This window comes from Kosakonia sp. HypNH10, assembly GCF_029850615.1.
GTDB classification, from domain to species: domain Bacteria; phylum Pseudomonadota; class Gammaproteobacteria; order Enterobacterales; family Enterobacteriaceae; genus Kosakonia; species Kosakonia cowanii.
The window spans coordinates 338,232-360,545 of record NZ_JAOTIU010000002.1; the positions used below are offsets into that span (position 1 = coordinate 338,232).

Consider the following 22,314-nt stretch of genomic DNA (forward strand, 5'->3'; position numbering starts at 1 on the left):
GTGCAGTGCAAAGGCTTTCTGTTTGATCTGGATGGAACCCTGGTGAATTCACTCCCCGCCGTTGAGCGAGCCTGGTGCAGCTGGGCCGATCGCTTTGGCATCAGCCATGACGAGGTGCTCAATTTTATTCACGGCAAACAGGCCATCACCTCACTGCGTCACTTTATGGCGGGTGCCTCAGAAGCGGAGATTGCGGCTGAATTTACCCGCCTTGAGGAGATTGAAGCGTCAGACACGGACGGCATTACGCCGCTGCCCGGCGCGATTGAACTGCTTCAGCATCTGGATGAATCCGCTATTCCGTGGGCCATTGTCACCTCCGGCTCGGTGCCGGTCGCCCATGCGCGCCATCGCGCCACCGGTCTGCCGATGCCGAAAGTCTTTGTCACCGCCGAACAGGTGAAGCATGGCAAACCTGAACCGGACGCCTATCTGCTCGGTGCCGAGCTGTTAGGGCTGGCACCCGAAACCTGCGTGGTGGTGGAGGATGCGGCTGCGGGCGTGCTCTCCGGTCTCGCGGCCGGGTGTCACGTGATTGCGGTCAATGTGCCGCCGGGTTCACCGGGGCTTGAGAAGGTCGACTTCTCGCTGACCAGCCTGGAGGCGATACGCGTCACAAAAGAGCATGACGGCATCGTCAGCGTCGATCTAAAAGCCTGATTCAATGATGTAACCCCACCCCGGTGGGGTTTTTTTATGGCACTCTTTTACCACCCTCAACAAACAAGGACAGGTTGTGAACGGTGAATTGATTTGGGTTCTCTCTCTGCTGGGCATTGCCGTGCTGCTCTTTGCGACGAGCAAAGTGCGCATGGACGCGGTGGCGCTGTTTGTCATTGTCGCTTTCGTGCTGAGCGGCACCCTGACACTCCCCGAAGCGCTCTCCGGTTTTAGCGATCCAAACGTTATTTTGATTGCCGCGCTGTTTATTATCGGCGACGGGCTGGTGCGCACCGGCGTGGCGGCCAATATGGGCGCGTGGCTGGTGACGATGGCGGGCAGCAGCGAAACCAAAATGCTGATCCTGCTAATGATCACCGTCGCCGGGCTGGGCGCCTTTATGAGTTCGACCGGCGTGGTGGCGATTTTTATCCCGGTGGTGCTGAGCGTCTCGCTGCGCATGCAGGTCTCGCCGTCGCGGTTAATGATGCCGCTCAGCTTTGCCGGGCTTATCAGCGGGATGATGACGCTGGTGGCGACGCCGCCCAACCTGGTGGTGAACAGCGAACTGCTGCGCGAAGGGTTGGAAGGGTTTGGCTTTTTCAGCGTTACGCCGCTTGGCCTGGTTATCCTGCTGCTTGGCATCGTCTATATGCTGTTAATGCGCTTTATGCTGAACGCGGAGGGGAGCGACGCCCAGCGCGAGAGCTGGAAGCGGCGCTCATTTCGCGATCTGATCCGCGAGTATCACCTGGCGGGCCGCGCGCGCCGGTTAGCTATTCGCCCTGGCTCGCCGATGATTGGTCAGCGCCTCGACGATCTGCAACTGCGTGAGCGCTATGGTGCTAACGTCATCGGCGTTGAGCGCTGGCGGCGTTTTCGCCGGGTGATTGTTAACGTCAATGGCGTTTCGGAGTTTCGCGCCCGTGACGTGCTGCTGATTGATATGTCCTCCGCCGATGTAGACCTGCGTCAGTTCTGCGTCGAGCAGCAACTGGAGCCGATGATCCTGCGCGGGGAGTACTTCTCCGACCAGGCGCTGGATGTCGGCATGGCAGAAGTCTCGCTGATCCCTGATTCCGAACTGCTGGGCAAAACGGTGCGCGAAATCGGTTTTCGTACCCGCTACGGCCTGAACGTGGTGGGCCTGAAGCGCAACGGCGTGGCGCTGGAAGGGGCAGTCACTGACGAGCCGCTGCAACTGGGCGACATTTTCCTTGTGGTCGGCAACTGGAAGTTAATCAGCCAGCTTGCCGGACACGCCCGCGACTTTGTGGTGCTGAACCTGCCCGTTGAAGAGAGCGCAGCTTCGCCAGCGCACAGCCAGGCGCCGCATGCGATTTTCTGCCTGGTATTGATGGTCGCGCTGATGCTGACCGACGATATTCCCAATCCGATTGCCGCCATTATCGCCTGCATGCTGATGGGGAAATTCCGCTGCATCGACGCCGAAAGCGCCTATAAAGCGATCCACTGGCCGAGCATCATTCTGATTGTCGGTATGATGCCTTTTGCATTGGCGCTGCAAAAAACCGGCGGTGTCGATCTGGTGGTGAAAGGGCTGATGGAGTTGGGCGGAGGTTATGGCCCGCACCTGATGCTGATCTGTCTGTTTGTGATGTGCGCGGCGATTGGGCTGTTTATCTCCAATACCGCCACGGCTGTCTTAATGGCACCCATTGCGCTGGCTGCGGCGAAATCGATGGGCGTATCGCCTTATCCCTTTGCCATGATGGTGGCGATGGCCGCCTCTGCAGCGTTTATGACGCCGGTCTCATCGCCAGTGAACACGCTGGTATTAGGGCCGGGCAACTACCGGTTCAGCGACTTTATCAAACTCGGCGTGCCCTTTACGCTGCTGGTGATGATGGTGTGCGTGGTGATGATCCCGATGCTCTTTCCCTTTTAAGCGGGCATGATCGCCCTTGTTATAAGGGCGAATCCTGGCTGATCTCATCCAGCGACAGCTGGAAGCTCGGCACAAACACCTGCATAAAGTAGTCCATCTCCGGGCTGCGACGGGCATCGAGGGTTTTCTCCAGCCGCGATTTGGCAAGCAGAAACTCATTGTTGCCAGCGGAAAGCTCCTCGAGGCACTTCAGGTAGGCGCAAAGCGCATCGGCCTGTTTAACAATTAATCGCTCCTCCTCGCTGTAGTGATGCTCATCAATCAGCGGCGCGAAAATATCCTGCAACTCTTCGGGCACCATTTCCACCAGCTTCTGCTGGGCGATCTTCTCAATCGCTTTGTACTCCTGGGCAATCTGCGAGTTGAAGTACTTAACAGGGGTCGGGAGATCGCCGGTGATCACTTCCGAGGCATCGTGATAAATCGCCAGCAGCGCAATGCGCTCTGCGTTAAGCGCACCGCCGAATTTGCGGTTTTTGATCGCCGCCAGCGCGTGCGCGACCATTGCCACTTGCAGGCTATGCTCGGAGACATTCTCGGTGCGCACGTTGCGCATCAGCGGCCAGCGGTTGATCAATTTCAGGCGGGAGAGGTGGGCGAAGAAGTGACTCTGACTCATAGTTAACCTTGTCTTGAATGCGACTGGAGCCATTGTGCGCAGAGAGTGGGGGAAGATGCAAACCCTCCCCCGGAGTCAATTACTGATGATAACCGGAGAGGAAACGCCCGAAGCGGGTAATCGCCATCTCCAGATCGTCCTCACGCGGCAGGGTAACGATGCGGACGTGATCCGGCCACGGCCAGTTGAAGGCGGAACCCTGTACCAGCAGCACCTTCTCCTGCAGCAGGAAGTCGAGCACCATCTTCTGATCATCCAGAATATTGAAACGTTTCGCGTCAATTTTCGGGAACATATAGAGCGCACCGCTCGGTTTTACGCAGGAGACGCCGGGAATTTCGTTAATCAGCTCCCACGCGCGGTTGCGCTGCTCATAGAGACGCCCGCCGGGCACGATAAATTCGCTGATGCTCTGATAGCCGCCGAGTGCGGTCTGGATCGCGTGCTGCGCCGGCACGTTGGCGCACAGGCGCATCGAGGCGAGCATCTCCAGCCCTTCGATATAGCCTTTGGCGTGCTTTTTCGGCCCGCTCAGCACCATCCAGCCCTGGCGGAAACCGGCCACGCGGTAGGTTTTCGACAGGCCGTTAAAGGTAATGGTGAAGAGATCCGGTGCCAGTGCGGCAATAGAGTGGTGCTGCGCTTCGTCGTAGAGGATCTTGTCGTAGATCTCATCGGCGAAAATAATCAGGTTGTGCTGGCGCGCCAGCTCGACAATCTCCAGCAGCAGCTCTTTTGAGTAAACCGCGCCGGTCGGGTTGTTCGGGTTGATGATCACAATGCCGCGCGTGCGTGGGGTGATTTTGGCGCGGATATCGTCCAGATCCGGGAACCAGCCGGCGGATTCATCGCAAAGATAGTGCACCGCTTTGCCGCCGGAGAGCGACACCGCCGCAGTCCACAGCGGGTAGTCCGGCGCCGGAACCAGCATCTCATCGCCGCTGTTCAGCAGCGCCTGCATTGACTGCACGATCAGCTCAGAGACGCCGTTGCCGATATAGATATCTTCGACGGTGACCTCACGCATGCCGCGCGCCTGGTAGTGCTGCATGATCGCTTTCCGGGCCGAGTAGAGCCCTTTCGAATCGCAGTAGCCCTGGGCGCCAGGGAGGTTGCGGATCACATCGACCAGAATCTCATCCGGGGCTTCGAAGCCGAACGGGGCAGGGTTACCGATGTTGAGTTTGAGAACTTTGTTGCCTTCTTCTTCCAGACGCTTTGCTTCTTTAAGAACCGGGCCACGGATGTCATAACAGACGTTATCTAACTTGCTGGATTTTTCGATGGAGGACATGAACCTTTGCCTTTTTACTGGAATCGCCACTCCCTGCCGTGGAAGTGAACACGGAACAATGTACTCCCACGCCCGCTTATTTTGAAGGGTTAACAGGAGAAGATTTTGCCAGGCCGGGCAGTTGCCTTTAACGATCTTTTAACTATTAAATGTTCGCTTTTACTCTTTTACATGCTGACTATTCGCAAACTGATAGTAATAAGTGTCAGTTAAATATCTGTTAATGATATTTTCCACCGCGTAGAACCCTTCCCGCAGTGCGGGATTTAATTTTTTGCGACGTTCGGCAGGACGATAGAGATGAGATCGAGTGTATAAAGAGAAGATATAAAGTAACGGTTAGCATCCCGCTTTGTTGCTGTGAAGATAATGTTAATTTCTATTAAAGAGATCCATTTCCAGAACCGTTCGCTATTTAATATTGAGAATAGTAACTATGACCATCACTAATATTTATATGTCTCATTTTTTCGTACTGACATTTTAAGAATTTAAGATAATTCGTATTAACGCTTATAAATAAAAAGGTTTTGGGGTAAACTCAGACAGCCTGAAAGGGCGCTCAGGGGCAAAGCCCTGAGTTCGGTAAGGTTGAATTCTTAATTTTACTTAATTGCTATTACTCTTTTTTTTACTTCAGAGCCTCTGTTGGGTTCACTTTTATCTGCGACGCGCGATGTTAAATCGGTATTCGCCGCGAAAGACGCGTTTTAAATGCATCAACACAATTTGGCTGGTTTATATATCTCCGCGTGGGATGTTCGCCAAATAAAGACGTTGAGTTCTGCTTGCACCAGGTAGCGAACAAAAACATCACACACGTTGTCTGGCTTCATCGGCAATGGCAGTGCAGGATGCGCTTTTTAAATGGATTTACTTAATCTTATGAACACAGCATAAACCCGGGGCACGCAGCGCGAGCAACCCGTAAGTGAAAAATGATGATAAATGCAAATCGTCCGATACTGAATCTCGACCTCGATCTGCTGAGAACCTTTGTTGCAGTCGCGGATTTAAACACCTTTGCAGCGGCCGCCGCGGCGGTTTGCCGTACGCAATCCGCGGTAAGCCAGCAAATGCAGCGCCTTGAACAGCTAGTGGGAAAAGAGCTGTTCGCCCGTCATGGCCGCAATAAATTGCTGACCGAGCATGGTATCCAGCTATTAGGCTATGCGAGAAAGATCCTGCGCTTCAATGATGAAGCCTGCACCTCTTTAATGTTCAGCAATTTGCAGGGTGTATTAACCATCGGCGCGTCAGATGAATCCGCCGATACCATACTGCCATTCCTGCTTAATCGTATTAGCTCGGTCTATCCAAAGCTCGCGCTCGATGTGCGGGTGAAACGCAATCCGATGAGCAGCGATCAGCTGCAGGAAGATGAAGTTGATCTGGTGGTGACCACGCATCGTGTCCAGCCGTTTGATTATTTAACGCTGCGCACCTCACCGACGCTCTGGTATTGCGCGGCGGAGTATGTGCTGCAAAAAGGGGAGGCGGTGCCGCTGGTCCTGCTGGATGAGCCGAGCCCGTTCCGCGATATGGTGCTTAACGCGCTTAATGAAGCCGAAATTCCATGGCGCATGGCCTATGTGGCTTCTACGCTCTCAGCGGTGAAAGCTGCCGTTAAAGCGGGGCTTGGCGTCACGGCGCGACCGGTGGAGATGATGAGTCCCGACCTGCGCGTCTTAAGCAGCGCCGAAGGTTTCCCGATTTTACCGGAAACGGAATATCTGCTTTCACGCAACCCGAACAGTGGGAACGAGCTGGCGCAGGTGATTTTCGATGCCATGGAGCACTATCGCGATCCCTGGCATTACAAAGGATCTACCCCGGAGGGGGGAGATGAACAGCTGCTGGTTGATGGCGATTTCTAGCTAAAATTTCGCCGCTAACTGGTAACATTTTGTAAGTGTAAAAATGGCCCGCTGATGAGAGAAACGATCACAGTGGGCCATTTTTTGCATAAATAATAAGCAACTGAATTATTCCCGCTCTAAATCATTATTTCTTTCAATCTGTTAATCCACCTCACAGCACAATCCCCCTTTATCATCTATAGTCTTTCATGCCCTCTGCTCATGTTAAAAATCAAGCAAGATTGTTGCCGAATCATTGTATGAATTAACAAAAGCGTGTCTCAGATCAAAAAAATACCTCCGCAGAGGGGGAGGAATCCTGGGTAAATCCTGTCAAAATAGGAGGGTAATTTTTGTAATCCTCCACAACGGACTCGATTCAACACCGGATTTTGCCGCAGGAAAAGTAGTTGCTGGTCAATAAAACGGCACTAAATGTTAATGGATTGCTGCCGATGTAAACTAATGTGAGGAAACTTTTGTTAAAGTTGACAAAAGGTTATAGAAAGGAGTAAAAACCCACATCATTTAGCTGTTTTTCAGCTTTTTGCACAGTAAGTATGTGGTTTTTTATTCCTCCCCGTGAATCGATGTGGCGTCATCTGCCAACAAGAGCAGAGGTTTTAACGCTACCTTTTGAGTTAAGCAATGCGTATGTCAACATCCACTGAAATCATCGCTCATCACTGGGCATTCGCTGTCTTTCTTATTGTCGCCATCGGCCTCTGTTGCCTGATGCTGGTCGGCGGTCGGTTTTTGGGCGGACGCGCGCGCGCAAGGCACAAAAACGTACCTTTCGAATCTGGTATCGACTCCGTCGGTTCCGCTCGCTTACGTCTCTCCGCCAAGTTCTATCTGGTCGCCATGTTCTTCGTCATCTTCGATGTCGAAGCGCTCTATCTCTACGCATGGTCTACGTCCATTCGTGAGAGTGGCTGGGTGGGATTTGCCGAAGCCGCAATTTTTATCTTAGTGCTGCTGGCTGGTCTGGTTTATCTGGTGCGTATTGGCGCGCTCGATTGGACGCCGGTGCGTTCGCGCCGTGCGCAGGTTAACCCTGAGACCAACAGCTACACTGACAGTCAACGCTAACCGCGAGGCAATAAGATGGATTATACGCTCACCCGCATAGATCCTAACGGTGAGAACGACCGTTACCCCCTGCAAAAACAGGAGATCGTAACTGACCCCCTGGAACAAGAGATCAACCGTAGCGTCTACATGGGCAAGCTCGAAAATGTCCTGCACGATATGGTGAACTGGGGTCGTAAGAACTCAATTTGGCCGTATAACTTCGGCCTTTCCTGCTGCTACGTCGAGATGGTGACCTCGTTTACCGCCGTGCACGACGTGGCGCGCTTTGGCGCAGAAGTACTGCGTGCCTCGCCGCGCCAGGCCGACCTGATGGTCGTTGCCGGTACGCCGTTCACCAAGATGGCGCCGGTTATCCAACGCCTCTATGACCAGATGCTGGAGCCGAAATGGGTTATCTCCATGGGTGCCTGCGCAAACTCTGGCGGTATGTACGACATCTACTCCGTCGTGCAGGGCGTCGACAAATTTATCCCGGTGGATGTTTACATCCCTGGCTGCCCGCCGCGTCCTGAAGCCTATATGCAGGCGCTGATGCTGCTGCAGGAGTCGATTGGCAAGGAGCGTCGTCCGCTCTCCTGGGTAGTTGGCGATCAGGGCGTTTACCGCGCCAACATGCAGTCAGAGCGTGAACGTAAACGCGGTGAACGTATTGCCGTCACCAACCTGCGTTCGCCGGACGAGATTTAATTTGCGCCTGTGGGCAAGGGTAAAAAGCGTCGCATTTCAATAATCCAATAACGCGACGCACTGCCCCACAGTCACCACGGACCCTTTGCAATGGTGAAAAATATGACCGATTTAACTGCGCAAGAAGCCCCATGGCAGACCCGGGATCATCTGGATGATCCGGTCATTGGCGAATTGCGCAACCGTTTTGGGCCGGATGCCTTTTCCGTTCAGGCGACCCGCACCGGGGTACCCGTCGTTTGGGTGAAGCGTGAGCAGTTACTGGAAGTGGTCGATTTCTTAAAGAAATTACCGAAGCCTTACGTCATGCTGTTCGATCTTCACGGCATGGACGAGCGTCTACGCACACACCGCGCCGGTCTGCCCGCCGCGGATTTTTCCGTTTTCTACCACTTCCTGTCGATCGATCGTAACAGCGACATCATGCTGAAAGTGGCTCTCGCAGAAAACGATTTGCATGTGCCGACTATCACTAAACTCTTCCCGAACGCTAACTGGTATGAGCGTGAAACCTGGGAGATGTTTGGTGTCACTTTTGATGGCCACCCGCATCTGACGCGCATCATGATGCCGCAGACCTGGACCGGCCACCCGCTGCGTAAAGACTACCCGGCGCGCGCCACCGAATTCGATCCGTTTGAGCTGACCAAAGCCAAGCAGGATCTGGAGATGGAAGCGCTGACCTTCAAGCCGGAAGATTGGGGCATGAAGCGCGGCACCGACAACGAGGACTTTATGTTCCTCAACCTCGGTCCGAACCACCCCTCTGCGCACGGTGCGTTCCGCATCATTCTGCAGCTTGATGGCGAAGAGATCGTCGACTGCGTGCCGGATATCGGTTATCACCACCGCGGCGCGGAGAAGATGGGCGAACGCCAGTCATGGCACAGCTACATTCCTTATACCGACCGCGTTGAGTACCTCGGCGGCTGCGTCAACGAGATGCCATACGTACTGGCGGTCGAGAAGCTGGCGGGCATTACCGTGCCGGAACGCGTGGAAGTGATCCGCGTGATGCTCTCTGAGCTGTTCCGCATCAACAGCCACCTGCTCTATATCTCTACCTTTATTCAGGACGTCGGCGCGATGACGCCGGTCTTCTTCGCCTTTACCGATCGTCAGAAAATCTACGATCTGGTGGAAGCGATCACCGGTTTCCGTATGCACCCGGCCTGGTTCCGCATCGGCGGCGTCGCGCACGATCTGCCGCGCGGCTGGGATCGCCTGCTGCGCGAGTTCCTCGACTGGATGCCGAAACGTCTGGCTTCCTATGAGAAAGCCGCACTGCGTAACTCCATTCTGAAAGGCCGTGCCCAGGGCGTTGCCGCTTACGGCGCGAAAGAGGCGCTGGAGTGGGGCACCACCGGTGCAGGCCTGCGTGCTACCGGCATCAACTTTGACGTGCGTAAAGCGCGCCCTTACTCCGGCTATCAGAACTTCGACTTCGAAATCCCGGTCGGCGGTGGCGTCAGCGACTGCTACACCCGCGTGATGCTGAAAGTGGAAGAGCTGCGCCAGAGCCTGCGCATTCTTGAGCAGTGTCTCAACAATATGCCGGAAGGGCCGTTCAAAGCGGATCACCCGCTGACCACGCCGCCGCCGAAAGAGCGCACGCTGCAACATATCGAAACCCTGATTACTCACTTCCTGCAGGTATCGTGGGGCCCGGTAATGCCGGCCAACGAATCCTTCCAGATGATTGAAGCAACCAAGGGTATCAACAGTTACTACCTGACCAGTGACGGCAGCACCATGAGCTATCGTACCCGTATCCGTACGCCGAGTTTCCCGCATCTGCAGCAAATTCCGGCGGCAATCCGCGGCAGCCTGGTCTCAGACTTGATTGTCTACCTGGGTAGTATCGATTTTGTTATGTCAGATGTGGACCGCTAATTATGCACGAGAATCAACAACCAGAAACCGGGGCTTTTGAGCTGAGTGCGGCAGAGCGTGAGGCAATTGAGCACGAGAAGCACCACTACGAAGACCCGCGTGCGGCGTCCATTGAAGCGCTGAAGATCGTTCAGAAACAGCGTGGCTGGGTGCCGGACGGCGCAATTTACGCTATCGCCGACGTACTGGGCATTCCGGCGAGCGATGTCGAAGGCGTGGCTACGTTCTACAGCCAGATCTTCCGCCAGCCGGTCGGCCGCCATGTGATCCGCTACTGCGACAGCGTGGTGTGTCACATCACCGGCTATCAGGGGATCCAGTCGGCGATTGAGAGCCACCTGAAGATCAAGCCGGGCCAGACCACGTTTGATGGCCGCTTTACGCTGCTGCCAACCTGCTGTCTCGGCAACTGCGACAAAGGGCCGACCATGATGATCGATGAGGACACCCACAGTTCTCTGACGCCGGAAACGATCCCTGACTTGCTGGAGCGGTATAAATAATGAAGACCATTATCCGTACTCCCGAAACCCATCCGCTGACCTGGCGTCTGCGCGATGATAAACAGCCGGTCTGGCTTGAAGAGTATCAGAGCAAGAACGGCTATGCCGGTGCGCGCAAAGCCCTGACCGGGCTGGCACCGGACGAGATCGTCAACCAGGTAAAAGACGCCGGCCTGAAAGGGCGCGGCGGCGCGGGCTTCTCCACCGGTCTTAAGTGGAGCCTGATGCCGAAAGACGAATCGATGAACATCCGTTACCTGCTGTGTAACGCCGATGAGATGGAGCCGGGCACCTATAAAGACCGCCTGCTGATGGAGCAGTTGCCGCACCTGCTGGTGGAAGGCATGCTGATCTCCGCCTTTGCGCTGAAAGCCTATCGTGGCTACATCTTCCTGCGCGGAGAGTACATCGAAGCGGCGGTGCATCTGCGCCGCGCCATTGCTGAAGCCACCGAAGCGGGCTTCCTTGGCAAAAATATTCTCGGCAGCGGGTTCGATTTCGAACTTATCGTCCATACCGGCGCAGGTCGTTACATCTGCGGCGAAGAGACGGCGCTGATCAACTCGCTGGAAGGGCGTCGCGCGAACCCGCGCTCGAAACCGCCTTTCCCGGCAAGCTCCGGCGTATGGGGTAAACCGACCTGCGTTAACAACGTCGAAACCCTGTGCAACGTTCCGGCAATCCTCGCCAACGGCGTGGAGTGGTACCAGAGCCTGTCAACCAGCAAAGATGCCGGTACCAAACTGATGGGCTTCTCCGGGCGCGTGAAAAATCCGGGCGTCTGGGAGTTGCCGTTTGGCACCACCGCGCGTGAAATCCTCGAAGAGTACGCGGGCGGCATGCGCGACGGGCTGAAATTCAAAGCCTGGCAGCCGGGCGGCGCGGGAACCGACTTCCTCACCGAAGCACACCTTGATCTGCCGATGGAGTTCGAAAGCATCGGTAAAGCGGGCAGCCGTTTAGGTACCGCGCTGGCGATGGCCGTTGACCATGAAATTGGCATGGTGCCGCTGGTGCGTAACCTGGAAGAGTTCTTCGCCCGCGAGTCCTGCGGCTGGTGTACGCCGTGCCGCGACGGGCTGCCGTGGAGCGTCAAAATCCTGCGTGCGCTGGAGCGTGGCGAAGGCCAGCCTGGCGATATCGAAACCCTGGAGCAACTCTGCCGCCAGCTTGGGCCGGGTAAAACCTTCTGCGCACACGCGCCGGGTGCGGTTGAACCGTTACAGAGCGCAATTAAGTATTTCCGCGAAGAGTTCGAAGCGGGGATCAAGCAGCAATTCAGCAATACCCATGCGATTGGCGGTATCCAGCCAAACCTGCTGAAAGCGCGCTGGTAATGGTTCCCCCTCATCGTGAGCAGGTGAGGGGACGCGGAACGAATTTTGATTAATTCTCAGCTCCGGCTGAGACAACTGGAAGCATGCTAATGGCTACTATTCACGTAGACGGCAAAGAATACGAGGTAAACGGCGCAGACAACCTGTTAGAGGCTTGTCTCTCGTTGGGCCTTGATATTCCTTATTTTTGCTGGCATCCGGCGCTGGGGAGCGTGGGTGCGTGCCGCCAGTGTGCGGTGAAGCAATATCAAAACGCGGAAGACACGCGTGGCCGCCTGGTTATGTCCTGTATGACACCGGCATCCGACGGCACATTTATCTCTATTGACGATCACGAAGCGAAAGAGTTCCGTGAGAGCGTGGTGGAGTGGTTGATGACCAACCACCCGCACGACTGTCCGGTCTGCGAAGAGGGCGGCAACTGCCACCTGCAGGATATGACCGTTATGACTGGTCACAGCTTCCGTCGCTACCGTTTCACCAAGCGTACGCACCGTAACCAGGATCTCGGCCCGTTCATTTCTCACGAGATGAACCGCTGTATCGCCTGCTACCGCTGTGTGCGTTACTACAAAGATTATGCCGACGGTACCGACCTGGGCGTCTATGGCGCACATGACAACGTCTACTTCGGCCGCCCGGAAGAGGGTACGCTGGAGAGCGAGTTCTCCGGTAACCTGGTTGAAATCTGCCCGACCGGCGTTTTCACCGATAAAACCCACTCCGAGCGCTATAACCGTAAATGGGATATGCAGTTCGCGCCGAGCATCTGCCAGCAGTGCTCGATCGGCTGTAACACCAGCCCGGGCGAGCGTTACGGCGAACTGCGTCGTATCGAGAACCGCTATAACGGCACGGTTAACCACTACTTCCTCTGCGACCGCGGTCGTTTCGGCTATGGCTACGTCAACCTGAAAGATCGTCCGCGCCAGCCGGTACAGCGTCGCGGCGACGATCTCATCACCCTCAACGCCGAACAGGCGATGCAGGGCGCGGCGGATATTCTGCGTCAGTCGAAGAAAGTGATCGGTATTGGTTCTCCGCGCGCAAGCGTTGAGAGCAACTTCGCGCTGCGCGAATTGGTCGGTGCGGAGAACTTCTACACCGGTATCGCGAAAGGCGAGCAGGAGCGACTGACGCTGGCGCTGAAAGTGCTGCGCGAAGGTGGCATCCGTACTCCGGCGCTGCGTGAAATCGAATCTTACGACGCGGTGCTGATCCTCGGTGAAGACGTGACCCAAACTGGCGCGCGCGTCGCGCTGGCGGTACGTCAGGCGGTGAAAGGCAAAGCCCGCGAAATGGCGGCGGCGCAGAAAGTTGCCGACTGGCAGATTGCGGCGATCATGAACATTGGTCAGCGCGCTAAACATCCGCTGTTTGTCACCAACGTCGACAGCACCCGTCTGGACGACATCGCTGCGTGGACCTACCGCGCGCCGGTGGAAGATCAGGCGCGTTTAGGTTTCGCCATCGCCCATGCGCTGGATAACTCCGCACCGGCGGTTGACGGCCTGAGCAGCGATCTGCAGGGCAAAGTGGATGTCATTGTCCAGGCGCTGGCCGGGGCGAAGAAACCGCTGATTATCTCCGGCACAAACGCCGGTAGCACCGACGTGATCCACGCGGCAGCGAACGTGGCGAAAGCGCTGAAAGGGCGCGGTGCCGATGTCGGCATCACCATGATTGCCCGCTCCGTTAACAGTATGGGCCTTGGCCTTATCGGCGGCGGCAGCCTCGATGATGCACTCTCCGAACTGGAGAGCGGCAGCGCCGACGCGGTCGTAGTGCTGGAAAACGATCTGCACCGTCATGCTTCTGCTGCGCGCGTTGACGCTGCGCTGGCGAAAGCGCCACTGGTGCTGGTGGTCGATCACCAGCGCACGGCGATTATGGATAACGCCCATCTGGTGCTCTCTGCGGCAAGCTTCGCAGAAAGCGACGGCACGGTAATTAACAACGAAGGCCGCGCTCAGCGCTTCTTCCAGGTTTATGACCCGAGCTACTACGACAACAAAGCGCTGATGCTGGAAAGCTGGCGCTGGCTGCACTCGCTGCACAGCACCGTGCTGAACCGCGAAGTGGACTGGACGCAGCTCGATCATGTGATCGACGCCGCCGTCGCCGCGCTGCCGCAGCTGTCGGGCATCAAAAATGCCGCGCCGGATGCCAGCTTCCGCATTCGCGGGCAGAAACTAGCGCGTGAGCCGCACCGCTACAGTGGTCGTACCGCAATGCGCGCCAATATCAGCGTCCACGAACCGCGTCAGCCGCAGGATAAAGACACCATGTTCGCCTTCTCAATGGAAGGGAACAACCAGCCTTCAGCTCCGCGCTCGCAAATTCCGTTTGCCTGGGCACCGGGCTGGAACTCCCCGCAGGCCTGGAACAAATTCCAGGACGAAGTGGGCGGGCACCTGCGTCACGGCGATCCGGGCGTACGCCTGATTGAAGCGACGGAGACCGGGCTGGATTACTTCACCGTCGTTCCGGGCGCCTTCAGCGCACAGGATGGCGAGTGGCGTATCGCGCCTTACTATCACCTGTTCGGCAGCGATGAGCTGTCGCAGCGTTCGCCGGTGTTCCAGAGCCGTATGCCGCAGCCTTACATCACGCTTCACCCGGCCGATGCCGCGAAGCTTGGCGTAAACGCAGGCGCACACGTCTCCTTCACCTACGAAGGGCAGACCCTCAGCCTGCCGCTGCAGGTATCGGAAGGTCTGACGGCGGGGCAGGTCGGTTTGCCGATGGGCATGCCGGGTATTGCACCGGTGCTGGCCGGGGCACGTCTTGAAAATCTGCGGGAGGCGCAAGCATGAGCTGGTTAACACCGGATGTTATCGACATTCTGTTAAGCATTCTGAAAGCGGTGGTCATCCTGCTGGTGGTTGTCACCTGCGGCGCCTTCATGAGCTTTGGCGAACGTCGCCTGCTCGGCCTGTTCCAGAACCGTTATGGGCCGAACCGTGTGGGCTGGGGTGGTTCACTCCAGCTGGTCGCGGACATGATCAAGATGTTCTTTAAAGAGGACTGGATCCCGCGCTTCTCCGATCGCGTGATCTTCACCCTCGCGCCGGTGATCGCCTTCACCTCGCTGCTGTTAGCCTTCGCCATTGTGCCGGTCAGCCCCACCTGGGTGGTGGCCGACCTCAATATCGGGATCCTCTTCTTCCTGATGATGGCGGGTCTGGCGGTTTACGCGGTGCTGTTCGCTGGCTGGTCCAGTAACAACAAATACTCCCTGCTCGGCGCGATGCGTGCCTCTGCGCAAACCCTGAGCTACGAAGTGTTCCTCGGGCTGTCGCTGATGGGCGTGGTGGCGCAGGCCGGTTCATTCAATATGACCGACATCGTCAACAACCAGGCGGGTTTGTGGAACGTCATTCCGCAATTCTTTGGCTTCGTTACCTTCGCTATCGCGGGTGTTGCGGTGTGTCACCGTCACCCGTTTGACCAGCCGGAAGCGGAGCAGGAGCTGGCGGATGGTTACCATATTGAATACTCCGGCATGAAATTCGGTCTCTTCTTCGTCGGCGAGTATATCGGTATCGTCACCATCTCTGCGCTGATGGTCACCCTCTTCTTTGGTGGCTGGCAGGGTCCGCTGTTACCGCCGTTTATCTGGTTCGCGCTGAAAACCGCGTTCTTTATGATGATGTTCATTTTGATTCGCGCCGCACTGCCGCGTCCTCGCTACGATCAGGTGATGTCTTTCGGCTGGAAAATCTGCCTGCCGCTGACTCTGCTTAACCTGCTGGGTACCGCAGCAGTCATTCTGTGGCAGCAATAAGGGGTGATGAGACCATGACGTTAAAAGAGTTATTCGTGGGCTTTGGCACCCAGGTTCGCAGTATCTGGATGATTGGCCTGCATGCGTTCGCCAAACGCGAAACGCGTATGTATCCGGAAGAGCCGGTTTACCTGGCCCCGCGCTACCGTGGCCGTATTGTGCTGACGCGCGATCCGGACGGCGCAGAGCGCTGCGTAGCCTGTAACCTGTGTGCGGTTGCCTGTCCTGTCGGCTGTATCTCGCTGCAGAAAGCGGAAACCGTTGATGGCCGCTGGTATCCGGAGTTTTTCCGTATCAACTTCTCGCGCTGCATCTTCTGCGGCATGTGCGAAGAGGCGTGCCCGACTACAGCGATTCAGCTGACGCCGGACTTCGAACTCGGTGAGTTCAAGCGCCAGGATCTGGTGTATGAAAAAGAGGATCTGCTGATCTCCGGTCCGGGCAAATACCCGGAATATAACTTCTACCGGATGGCAGGTATGGCAATCGACGGCAAAGATAAGGGCGAAGCGGAAAACGAAGCCAAGCCTATCGACGTCAAAGGCCTGTTACCGTAAGGAGAGGGGCAATGGAGTTCGCTTTTTATATCTGTGGCCTGATCGCCATCCTGACGACGGTACGCGTAATTACGCATACCAATCCGGTGCATGCTCTGCTGTACTTGATCATCTCTCTGCTGGCGATTGCCGGGGTCTTCTTCTCCCTCGGCGCGTACTTCGCTGGGGCGCTGGAGATCATCGTCTACGCCGGGGCCATTATGGTGCTGTTCGTCTTCGTGGTGATGATGCTGAACATGGGCAATTCGGTGGTCGAGCAGGAGCGTAACTGGCTCACGCCGCAAATCTGGATTGGTCCTGCGGTGCTCTCTGCTGTGCTGCTGGGCGTCATGATCTACGCCATTATGGGCGTTAACGATCAGGGCATCGAGGGCACGGCGATTAGCGCGAAAGCCGTCGGTATCACGCTGTTTGGTCCTTACGTTCTGGCGGTTGAGCTGGCCTCAATGCTGCTGCTGGCAGGTCTGGTTGTCGCGTTCCACCTTGGACGTGAAGAGAGACCTGGCGAATTGCTGAGCAATCGCACGGATGACCGCGCGAAAAGAAAAACGGAGGAGCACGCATGATCCCGTTACAACATGGATTGATCCTCGCGGCGATTTTGTTTGTGCTGGGTCTGACTGGTCTGGTTATTCGCCGCAATCTGCTGTTTATGCTGATTGGGCTTGAGATCATGATCAACGCTGCCGCGCTGGCTTTTGTGGTCGCCGGTAGCTACTGGGGCCAGACCGACGGTCAGGTAATGTATATTCTCGCCATTAGCCTTGCCGCTGCGGAAGCGAGCATTGGCCTGGCGCTGCTGCTGCAACTGCATCGTCGCCGCCAGAGTCTGAATATCGATTCAGTAAGTGAGATGCGTGGATGAACATGCTCGCCTTAACCATAATTTTTCCTTTTATTGGCTTTGTGTTACTGGCTTTCTCCCGTGGCCGCTGGTCGGAGAATCTCTCCGCCGCCGTTGGCATGGGCTCGATTGGTCTCTCTGCGCTGGTCACGGCGCTGGTAGGCGTTGAGTTCTTCAACAACGGCCAGCAGGCTTTTGTTCAGCCGCTGTGGACGTGGATGGCGGTCGGTGATTTCAATATCGGTTTCAACCTCGTGCTGGACGGCCTGTCGCTGACCATGCTCTCGGTGGTGACCGGCGTTGGCTTCCTGATCCATATGTTCGCCTCCTGGTATATGCGTGGGGAAGAGGGCTACTCCCGCTTCTTCGCCTACACCAACCTCTTTATCGCCAGCATGGTGATTCTGGTGCTGGGCGATAACCTGCTGCTGATGTACCTCGGCTGGGAAGGCGTGGGTCTCTGCTCCTATCTGCTGATCGGCTTCTACTACACCGATCCGAAGAATGGCGCAGCGGCGATGAAAGCGTTTGTCGTCACCCGCGTTGGTGACGTCTTCCTCGCGTTCGCTCTGTTCATTCTCTACAACGAGCTGGGCACGCTGAACTTCCGCGAGATGGTCGAGCTGGCACCGCAGCACTTCGCCAACGGCAACCATATGCTGATGTGGGCAACCCTGATGCTGCTGGGCGGCGCGGTTGGTAAATCGGCGCAGCTGCCGTTGCAGACCTGGCTTGCAGACGCAATGGCTGGCCCGACGCCGGTCTCTGCGCTGATCCACGCCGCAACGATGGTTACCGCAGGTGTCTACCTGATTGCCCGTACCCACGGTCTGTTCCTGATGACGCCGGAAGTGCTGCATCTGGTCGGTATCGTCGGTGCGGTCACGCTGCTGATGGCGGGTTTCGCCGCGCTGGTGCAGACCGATATCAAACGCGTCCTCGCCTACTCAACGATGAGCCAGATTGGTTACATGTTCCTGGCGCTTGGCGTACAGGCATGGGACGCGGCGATTTTCCACCTGATGACGCACGCCTTCTTTAAAGCGCTGCTGTTCCTCTCCTCCGGTTCGGTGATCCTTGCCTGCCACCACGAGCAGAACATCTTCAAGATGGGCGGCCTGCGTAAGTCAATTCCGCTGGTGTATGCCTGCTTCCTGGTCGGTGGCGCGGCGCTCTCTGCACTGCCGCTGATTACCGCGGGCTTCTTCAGTAAGGATGAGATCCTCGCAGGAGCGGTAGCGAACGGTCACGTTAACCTGATGATTGCAGGTCTGGTCGGGGCGTTTATGACCTCGCTCTACACCTTCCGTCTGATTTTCATTGTCTTCCACGGCAAAGAGCAGATTCACGCCCACGCAGGGAAGGGGATTACCCATCACCTGCCGCTGATTGTGCTGCTGATCCTCTCCACCTTCGTTGGCGCAATGATTGTGCCACCGCTGCGCGGCGTCCTGCCGGAAACGGCTGAGCTGGCGCACAGCAGCGTGGTGATGCTGGAAATGGCCTCTGGCGCAGTGGCGGTGATCGGCATTCTGCTGGCCGCCTGGCTGTGGCTGGGTAAACGCACGCTGGTGACATCGATTGCCAACAGCGCGGCGGGCCGCTTCTTCGGCACCTGGTGGTTCAATGCCTGGGGCTTCGACTGGCTCTACGATCGCATCTTCGTGAAACCGTATCTGGGCGTGGCCTGGCTGCTGAAGAGTGATCCGCTGAATGCGCTGATGAACATTCCGGCGATCCTCTCCCGCTTTGCCGGAAAAGGACTGCTGTTCAGCGAGAACGGTTATCTGCGCTGGTATGTGGCCTCCATGAGTATCGGTGCCGTTGTGGTGCTCGGTCTGCTGATGGTGTTGCGCTGAGTTCCTGGGCCGGGGAGCAGAGTTGTTCTCCGGCCTAAGAGCAGAATCTGAATTTTGTGAAAATTCGTTGAAAATCAGGTCCGAAAGGACAGGCAGTAACGGTGAAGTCAGATGACGAGCCAGAAAGCCTGAGCTGGACTTAAACAAGGAATATGAATCGCCATGTTATTACCCTGGCTAATATTGATTCCCTTTATCGGTGGTTTCCTGTGTTGGCAAACCGAGCGCTTCGGCGTGAAGGTGCCGCGCTGGATCGCCCTGATCACCATGGGACTGACGCTGGCGCTCTCTCTGCAACTCTGGTTGCAGGGTGGCTACTCTTTATCGCAGTCTGCCGATTTCCCGACGTGGCAGGAGAGCTTTAAACACGACTGGATCCCGCGCTTCGGCATCACTATCCATCTGGCGATGGACGGTCTGTCGCTGCTGATGGTCGTGCTGACCGGTTTTCTTGGCGTGCTGGCTGTTCTCTGCTCCTGGCGTGAAATCGAGAAATATCAGGGCTTCTTCCACCTGAACCTGATGTGGATCCTCGGCGGCGTTATCGGCGTGTTCCTTGCCATCGACATGTTCCTGTTCTTCTTCTTCTGGGAAATGATGCTGGTGCCGATGTACTTCCTGATCGCGCTGTGGGGCCATAAAGCCTCCGACGGGAAGACGCGTATCACCGCGGCGACGAAATTCTTCATCTATACCCAGGCAAGCGGCCTGGTGATGTTGATCGCCATCCTCGGCCTGGTGTTTGTGCACTACAACGCCACCGGCGTGTGGACCTTCAACTATGAAGAGCTGCTGAAAACGCCGATGTCCCACAACGTTGAATACCTGCTGATGCTCGGCTTCTTTATCGCCTTTGCGGTGAAAATGCCGGTGGTGCCGCTGCACGGCTGGCTGCCGGATGCGCACTCGCAGGCACCGACCGCAGGTTCCGTTGACCTCGCGGGGATCCTGCTGAAAACCGCTGCTTACGGTCTGCTGCGCTTCTCGCTGCCGCTCTTCCCGAACGCCTCGGCGGAGTTTGCACCGATTGCCATGTGGCTGGGCGTGATTGGTATCTTCTACGGCGCGTGGATGGCTTTCACGCAGACCGATATCAAACGTCTTATCGCCTACACCTCCGTTTCCCACATGGGCTTCGTACTGATTGCCATCTACACCGGCAGCCAGCTGGCCTACCAGGGTGCGGTGATTCAGATGATTGCCCACGGTCTCTCGGCGGCGGGTCTGTTTATTCTTTGCGGTCAGCTTTACGAACGTCTGCATACCCGCGATATGCGCATGATGGGCGGTCTGTGGAGCAAGATTAAGTGGCTGCCGGCGCTGTCGATGTTCTTCGCTGTGGCGACGCTGGGGATGCCGGGTACCGGTAACTTCGTCGGTGAGTTCATGATCCTGTTCGGTAGCTACCAGGTTGTACCGATGATTACCGTGATCTCCACCTTCGGTCTGGTCTTCGCCTCCGTTTACTCGCTGGCGATGCTGCATCGCGCTTACTTCGGTAAAGCGAAGAGCGAAATCGCGAACCAGACGCTGCCGGGTCTGTCACTGCGCGAGCTGTTTATGATCCTTATCCTGGTCGTGCTTCTGGTACTGCTTGGCTTCTATCCGCAGCCGATTCTGGATACCTCGCACGCTGCGATGGGCAATATCCAGCAGTGGTTTGTTAACTCCATTACTACAAGGCCGTAATTCGCCATGACAATAACTCCACAACACCTGATTGCGCTGCTGCCGCTGCTAATCGTCGGATTGACGGTGGTGGTTGTGATGCTCTCCATTGCGTGGCGACGCAACCATTTCTTTAATGCCACGCTGTCAGTCGTTGGTCTGAACGTTGCACTGCTCTCGCTGTGGTTCGTTGGCCACGCCGGAGCAATGGATGTGACGCCGCTGATGCGCGTCGATGGCTACGCCATGCTCTACACCGGGCTGGTGCTGCTGGCGAGTCTCGCCACCTGCACCTTTGCCTATCCGTGGCTTGAAGGCTATAGCGACAACAAGGAAGAGTTCTACCTGCTGGTGCTGATTGCCGCGCTGGGTGGCATTCTGCTGGCTAACGCCAATCATATGGCCTCGCTGTTCCTCGGGATTGAGCTGATCTCTCTGCCGCTGTTCGGGCTGGTGGGCTACGCCTTCCGCCAGAAACGCTCGCTGGAAGCCAGCATCAAATACACCATTCTGTCGGCGGCCGCCTCCTCATTCCTGCTGTTCGGGATTGCGCTGGTCTACGCTCAGAGCGGCGATCTGTCGTTTGTCGCCATTGGTAAAAACCTCGGTGAAGGCGTGCTGCACGAGCCGCTGCTGCTGGCGGGTCTCGGTCTGATGATTGTCGGCCTCGGCTTTAAACTGTCGCTGGTGCCGTTCCATCTCTGGACACCGGATGTTTACCAGGGCGCGCCTGCGCCGGTCTCCACCTTCCTGGCGACCGCCAGCAAAATCGCCATCTTCGGCGTGCTGATGCGTCTGTTCCTCTATGCGCCGGTGGGTAACAGCGAAGCCGTTCGCGTGGTGCTGGGCGTTATCGCCTTTGTCTCCATTATCTTCGGTAACCTGATGGCGCTGAGCCAGACCAATATCAAACGTCTGCTCGGCTACTCCTCCATCGCTCACCTCGGGTATCTGATGGTGGCGCTGATTGCCCTGCGCGGCGGCCAGATGTCAATGGAGAGCGTTGGCGTTTACCTGGCTGGCTATCTCTTCAGCAGCCTGGGTGCCTTTGGTGTGGTAAGCCTGATGTCCAGCCCGTATCGCGGCCCGGACGCCGAGTCGCTCTACTCCTATCGCGGCCTCTTCTGGCACCGTCCGATCCTCTCTGCGGTAATGACGGTGATGATGCTGTCGCTGGCGGGTATCCCGATGACGCTGGGCTTTATCGGTAAGTTCTACATTCTGGCTGTCGGTGTGCAGGCCAACCTGTGGTGGCTGACCGGTGCAGTGGTGGTCGGTTCTGCAATCGGCCTCTACTACTACCTGCGTGTTGCGGTGAGCCTCTATCTCAACGCGCCGCAGCAGCTGAACCGCGATGCGCCGTCCAACTGGGCTTACAGCGCGGGCGGTATTGTAGTACTCATCTCCGCTCTGCTGGTGCTGGTGCTCGGTATCTATCCGCAGCCGCTGATTAGCATCGTCCAGCTGGCGCTGCCGATGATGTAATCGCGCCTCGCGCAAATGAAAAACCGCCGGGTTTGCAGCCTGGCGGTTTTTTTTGCGCATAAAAAAACCCCAGCGGGGAAGCTGGGGTTTTAACGGTATAGCGCAAACTGGTGAGGGATGCGCCACGCCGTTGTTTACGTTTCCGGCCCGTCAGGGGGGTAAGAGCGTATGCAATACTCAACGCGTTGAAGCTTCCGATATATGCTGTTTTATTTCAAGCGCAAACAGTTGGGTTAGCTGATGTTTAAGAAAAACGCC

Annotated in this window: 18 protein-coding genes; 16 read left to right on the plus strand and 2 right to left on the minus strand. The window is 56.6% G+C overall.

The window, feature by feature from the left end; genetic code table 11:
• Both N7V53_RS07850 and N7V53_RS07855 read left to right on the plus strand, forming a co-directional pair.
• The gene (locus tag N7V53_RS07850) at nucleotides 1-660 is read left to right on the plus strand and encodes a sugar phosphatase (RefSeq protein WP_023479691.1); all 660 of its coding nucleotides are present in this window, start codon (nucleotides 1-3) and stop codon (nucleotides 658-660) included.
• A 76-nt stretch (nucleotides 661-736) separates the two neighbouring features.
• Nucleotides 737-2,569: an SLC13 family permease gene (locus tag N7V53_RS07855; protein WP_279792986.1), complete on the plus strand. Its 1,833-nt coding sequence runs from the start codon at nucleotides 737-739 to the stop codon at nucleotides 2,567-2,569.
• A 19-nt stretch (nucleotides 2,570-2,588) separates the two neighbouring features.
• Here the strand turns inward: N7V53_RS07855 and yfbR are convergent, their stop codons facing one another.
• Together yfbR and N7V53_RS07865 are read right to left on the minus strand one after the other, a co-directional pair.
• Nucleotides 2,589-3,188 carry a 5'-deoxynucleotidase gene (gene yfbR, locus N7V53_RS07860; protein WP_124967760.1) on the minus strand — a complete coding sequence of 200 codons (600 nt, stop codon included), beginning with the start codon at nucleotides 3,186-3,188 and terminating at the stop codon, nucleotides 2,589-2,591.
• A 79-nt stretch (nucleotides 3,189-3,267) separates the two neighbouring features.
• Nucleotides 3,268-4,482 carry a pyridoxal phosphate-dependent aminotransferase gene (locus N7V53_RS07865; RefSeq protein ID WP_023479830.1) on the minus strand — a complete coding sequence of 405 codons (1,215 nt, stop codon included), beginning with the start codon at nucleotides 4,480-4,482 and terminating at the stop codon, nucleotides 3,268-3,270.
• A gap of 941 nt (nucleotides 4,483-5,423) precedes the next feature.
• On the opposite strand from N7V53_RS07865, the gene lrhA reads away from it, so the two are divergent.
• The 14 genes from lrhA (at nucleotide 5,424) to nuoN (ending at nucleotide 22,056) form a co-directional block, all read left to right on the plus strand.
• Entirely contained in the window at nucleotides 5,424-6,359 is a 936-nt protein-coding gene (gene lrhA, locus N7V53_RS07870) for a transcriptional regulator LrhA (RefSeq protein ID WP_023479801.1), read from the plus strand.
• Between the two features lie 630 nt (nucleotides 6,360-6,989).
• Nucleotides 6,990-7,433 carry an NADH-quinone oxidoreductase subunit NuoA gene (gene nuoA, locus N7V53_RS07875; RefSeq protein ID WP_034812950.1) on the plus strand — a complete coding sequence of 148 codons (444 nt, stop codon included), beginning with the start codon at nucleotides 6,990-6,992 and terminating at the stop codon, nucleotides 7,431-7,433.
• A 15-nt stretch (nucleotides 7,434-7,448) separates the two neighbouring features.
• The gene (gene nuoB, locus N7V53_RS07880) at nucleotides 7,449-8,123 is read left to right on the plus strand and encodes an NADH-quinone oxidoreductase subunit NuoB (protein WP_023479723.1); all 675 of its coding nucleotides are present in this window, start codon (nucleotides 7,449-7,451) and stop codon (nucleotides 8,121-8,123) included.
• Between the two features lie 90 nt (nucleotides 8,124-8,213).
• The gene (nuoC, locus tag N7V53_RS07885) at nucleotides 8,214-10,016 is read left to right on the plus strand and encodes an NADH-quinone oxidoreductase subunit C/D (protein WP_152526125.1); all 1,803 of its coding nucleotides are present in this window, start codon (nucleotides 8,214-8,216) and stop codon (nucleotides 10,014-10,016) included.
• A 2-nt stretch (nucleotides 10,017-10,018) separates the two neighbouring features.
• Nucleotides 10,019-10,519 (plus strand): NADH-quinone oxidoreductase subunit NuoE, encoded by a 501-nt coding sequence (gene nuoE / locus N7V53_RS07890; RefSeq protein ID WP_023479890.1) that lies wholly within the window; start codon nucleotides 10,019-10,021, stop codon nucleotides 10,517-10,519.
• On the plus strand, nucleotides 10,519-11,856 hold the full coding sequence (gene nuoF, locus N7V53_RS07895; RefSeq protein ID WP_139567646.1) for an NADH-quinone oxidoreductase subunit NuoF: 1,338 nt from the start codon (nucleotides 10,519-10,521) through the stop codon (nucleotides 11,854-11,856). The genes nuoE and nuoF overlap by 1 nt, the downstream gene beginning before the upstream one ends.
• Nucleotides 11,857-11,945: 89 nt before the next feature.
• The gene (gene nuoG / locus N7V53_RS07900; RefSeq protein WP_279792987.1) at nucleotides 11,946-14,672 is read left to right on the plus strand and encodes an NADH-quinone oxidoreductase subunit NuoG; all 2,727 of its coding nucleotides are present in this window, start codon (nucleotides 11,946-11,948) and stop codon (nucleotides 14,670-14,672) included.
• Nucleotides 14,669-15,643, plus strand: coding sequence for an NADH-quinone oxidoreductase subunit NuoH (gene nuoH, locus N7V53_RS07905; RefSeq protein ID WP_023479664.1), 975 nt, complete (start codon nucleotides 14,669-14,671; stop codon nucleotides 15,641-15,643). The genes nuoG and nuoH overlap by 4 nt, the downstream gene beginning before the upstream one ends.
• A gap of 14 nt (nucleotides 15,644-15,657) precedes the next feature.
• A complete protein-coding gene (gene nuoI, locus N7V53_RS07910) occupies nucleotides 15,658-16,200 on the plus strand; it encodes an NADH-quinone oxidoreductase subunit NuoI (RefSeq protein ID WP_023479728.1) in 543 nt (180 codons plus the stop codon).
• 11 nt (nucleotides 16,201-16,211) lie between these two features.
• Complete coding sequence (nuoJ, locus tag N7V53_RS07915; RefSeq protein ID WP_279792988.1) at nucleotides 16,212-16,766, plus strand: NADH-quinone oxidoreductase subunit J; 555 nt, start codon at nucleotides 16,212-16,214, stop codon at nucleotides 16,764-16,766.
• Nucleotides 16,763-17,065, plus strand: a complete 303-nt coding sequence (gene nuoK, locus N7V53_RS07920; protein WP_023479838.1) for an NADH-quinone oxidoreductase subunit NuoK — start codon at nucleotides 16,763-16,765, stop codon at nucleotides 17,063-17,065. Before nuoJ ends, nuoK begins: the two co-directional genes overlap by 4 nt.
• Nucleotides 17,062-18,903 (plus strand): NADH-quinone oxidoreductase subunit L, encoded by a 1,842-nt coding sequence (gene nuoL, locus N7V53_RS07925; protein ID WP_279792989.1) that lies wholly within the window; start codon nucleotides 17,062-17,064, stop codon nucleotides 18,901-18,903. The genes nuoK and nuoL overlap by 4 nt, the downstream gene beginning before the upstream one ends.
• 162 nt (nucleotides 18,904-19,065) lie before the next feature.
• On the plus strand, nucleotides 19,066-20,592 hold the full coding sequence (gene nuoM / locus N7V53_RS07930) for an NADH-quinone oxidoreductase subunit M (RefSeq protein WP_270221741.1): 1,527 nt from the start codon (nucleotides 19,066-19,068) through the stop codon (nucleotides 20,590-20,592).
• Between the two features lie 6 nt (nucleotides 20,593-20,598).
• Nucleotides 20,599-22,056, plus strand: coding sequence for an NADH-quinone oxidoreductase subunit NuoN (gene nuoN, locus N7V53_RS07935; RefSeq protein ID WP_023479817.1), 1,458 nt, complete (start codon nucleotides 20,599-20,601; stop codon nucleotides 22,054-22,056).
• Nucleotides 22,057-22,314 lie beyond the last annotated feature (258 nt).

Excerpts from the sequence above, each read along its gene's own strand:
- nuoH (WP_023479664.1), top strand. The coding sequence starts at position 14,669 with ATGAGCTGGTTAACACCGGATGTTATCGACATTCTGTTAAGCATTCTG.
- nuoM (WP_270221741.1), top strand. The coding sequence starts at position 19,066 with ATGTTATTACCCTGGCTAATATTGATTCCCTTTATCGGTGGTTTCCTG.
- nuoE (WP_023479890.1), top strand. The coding sequence starts at position 10,019 with ATGCACGAGAATCAACAACCAGAAACCGGGGCTTTTGAGCTGAGTGCG.
- nuoK (WP_023479838.1), top strand. The coding sequence starts at position 16,763 with ATGATCCCGTTACAACATGGATTGATCCTCGCGGCGATTTTGTTTGTG.
- nuoB (WP_023479723.1), top strand. The coding sequence starts at position 7,449 with ATGGATTATACGCTCACCCGCATAGATCCTAACGGTGAGAACGACCGT.
- N7V53_RS07865 (WP_023479830.1), bottom strand. The coding sequence starts at position 4,482 with ATGTCCTCCATCGAAAAATCCAGCAAGTTAGATAACGTCTGTTATGAC.
- yfbR (WP_124967760.1), bottom strand. The coding sequence starts at position 3,188 with ATGAGTCAGAGTCACTTCTTCGCCCACCTCTCCCGCCTGAAATTGATC.
- nuoI (WP_023479728.1), top strand. The coding sequence starts at position 15,658 with ATGACGTTAAAAGAGTTATTCGTGGGCTTTGGCACCCAGGTTCGCAGT.
- nuoA (WP_034812950.1), top strand. The coding sequence starts at position 6,990 with ATGCGTATGTCAACATCCACTGAAATCATCGCTCATCACTGGGCATTC.
- nuoN (WP_023479817.1), top strand. The coding sequence starts at position 20,599 with ATGACAATAACTCCACAACACCTGATTGCGCTGCTGCCGCTGCTAATC.
- nuoF (WP_139567646.1), top strand. The coding sequence starts at position 10,519 with ATGAAGACCATTATCCGTACTCCCGAAACCCATCCGCTGACCTGGCGT.
- nuoL (WP_279792989.1), top strand. The coding sequence starts at position 17,062 with ATGAACATGCTCGCCTTAACCATAATTTTTCCTTTTATTGGCTTTGTG.
- nuoG (WP_279792987.1), top strand. The coding sequence starts at position 11,946 with ATGGCTACTATTCACGTAGACGGCAAAGAATACGAGGTAAACGGCGCA.
- lrhA (WP_023479801.1), top strand. The coding sequence starts at position 5,424 with ATGATAAATGCAAATCGTCCGATACTGAATCTCGACCTCGATCTGCTG.
- nuoC (WP_152526125.1), top strand. The coding sequence starts at position 8,214 with ATGGTGAAAAATATGACCGATTTAACTGCGCAAGAAGCCCCATGGCAG.
- nuoJ (WP_279792988.1), top strand. The coding sequence starts at position 16,212 with ATGGAGTTCGCTTTTTATATCTGTGGCCTGATCGCCATCCTGACGACG.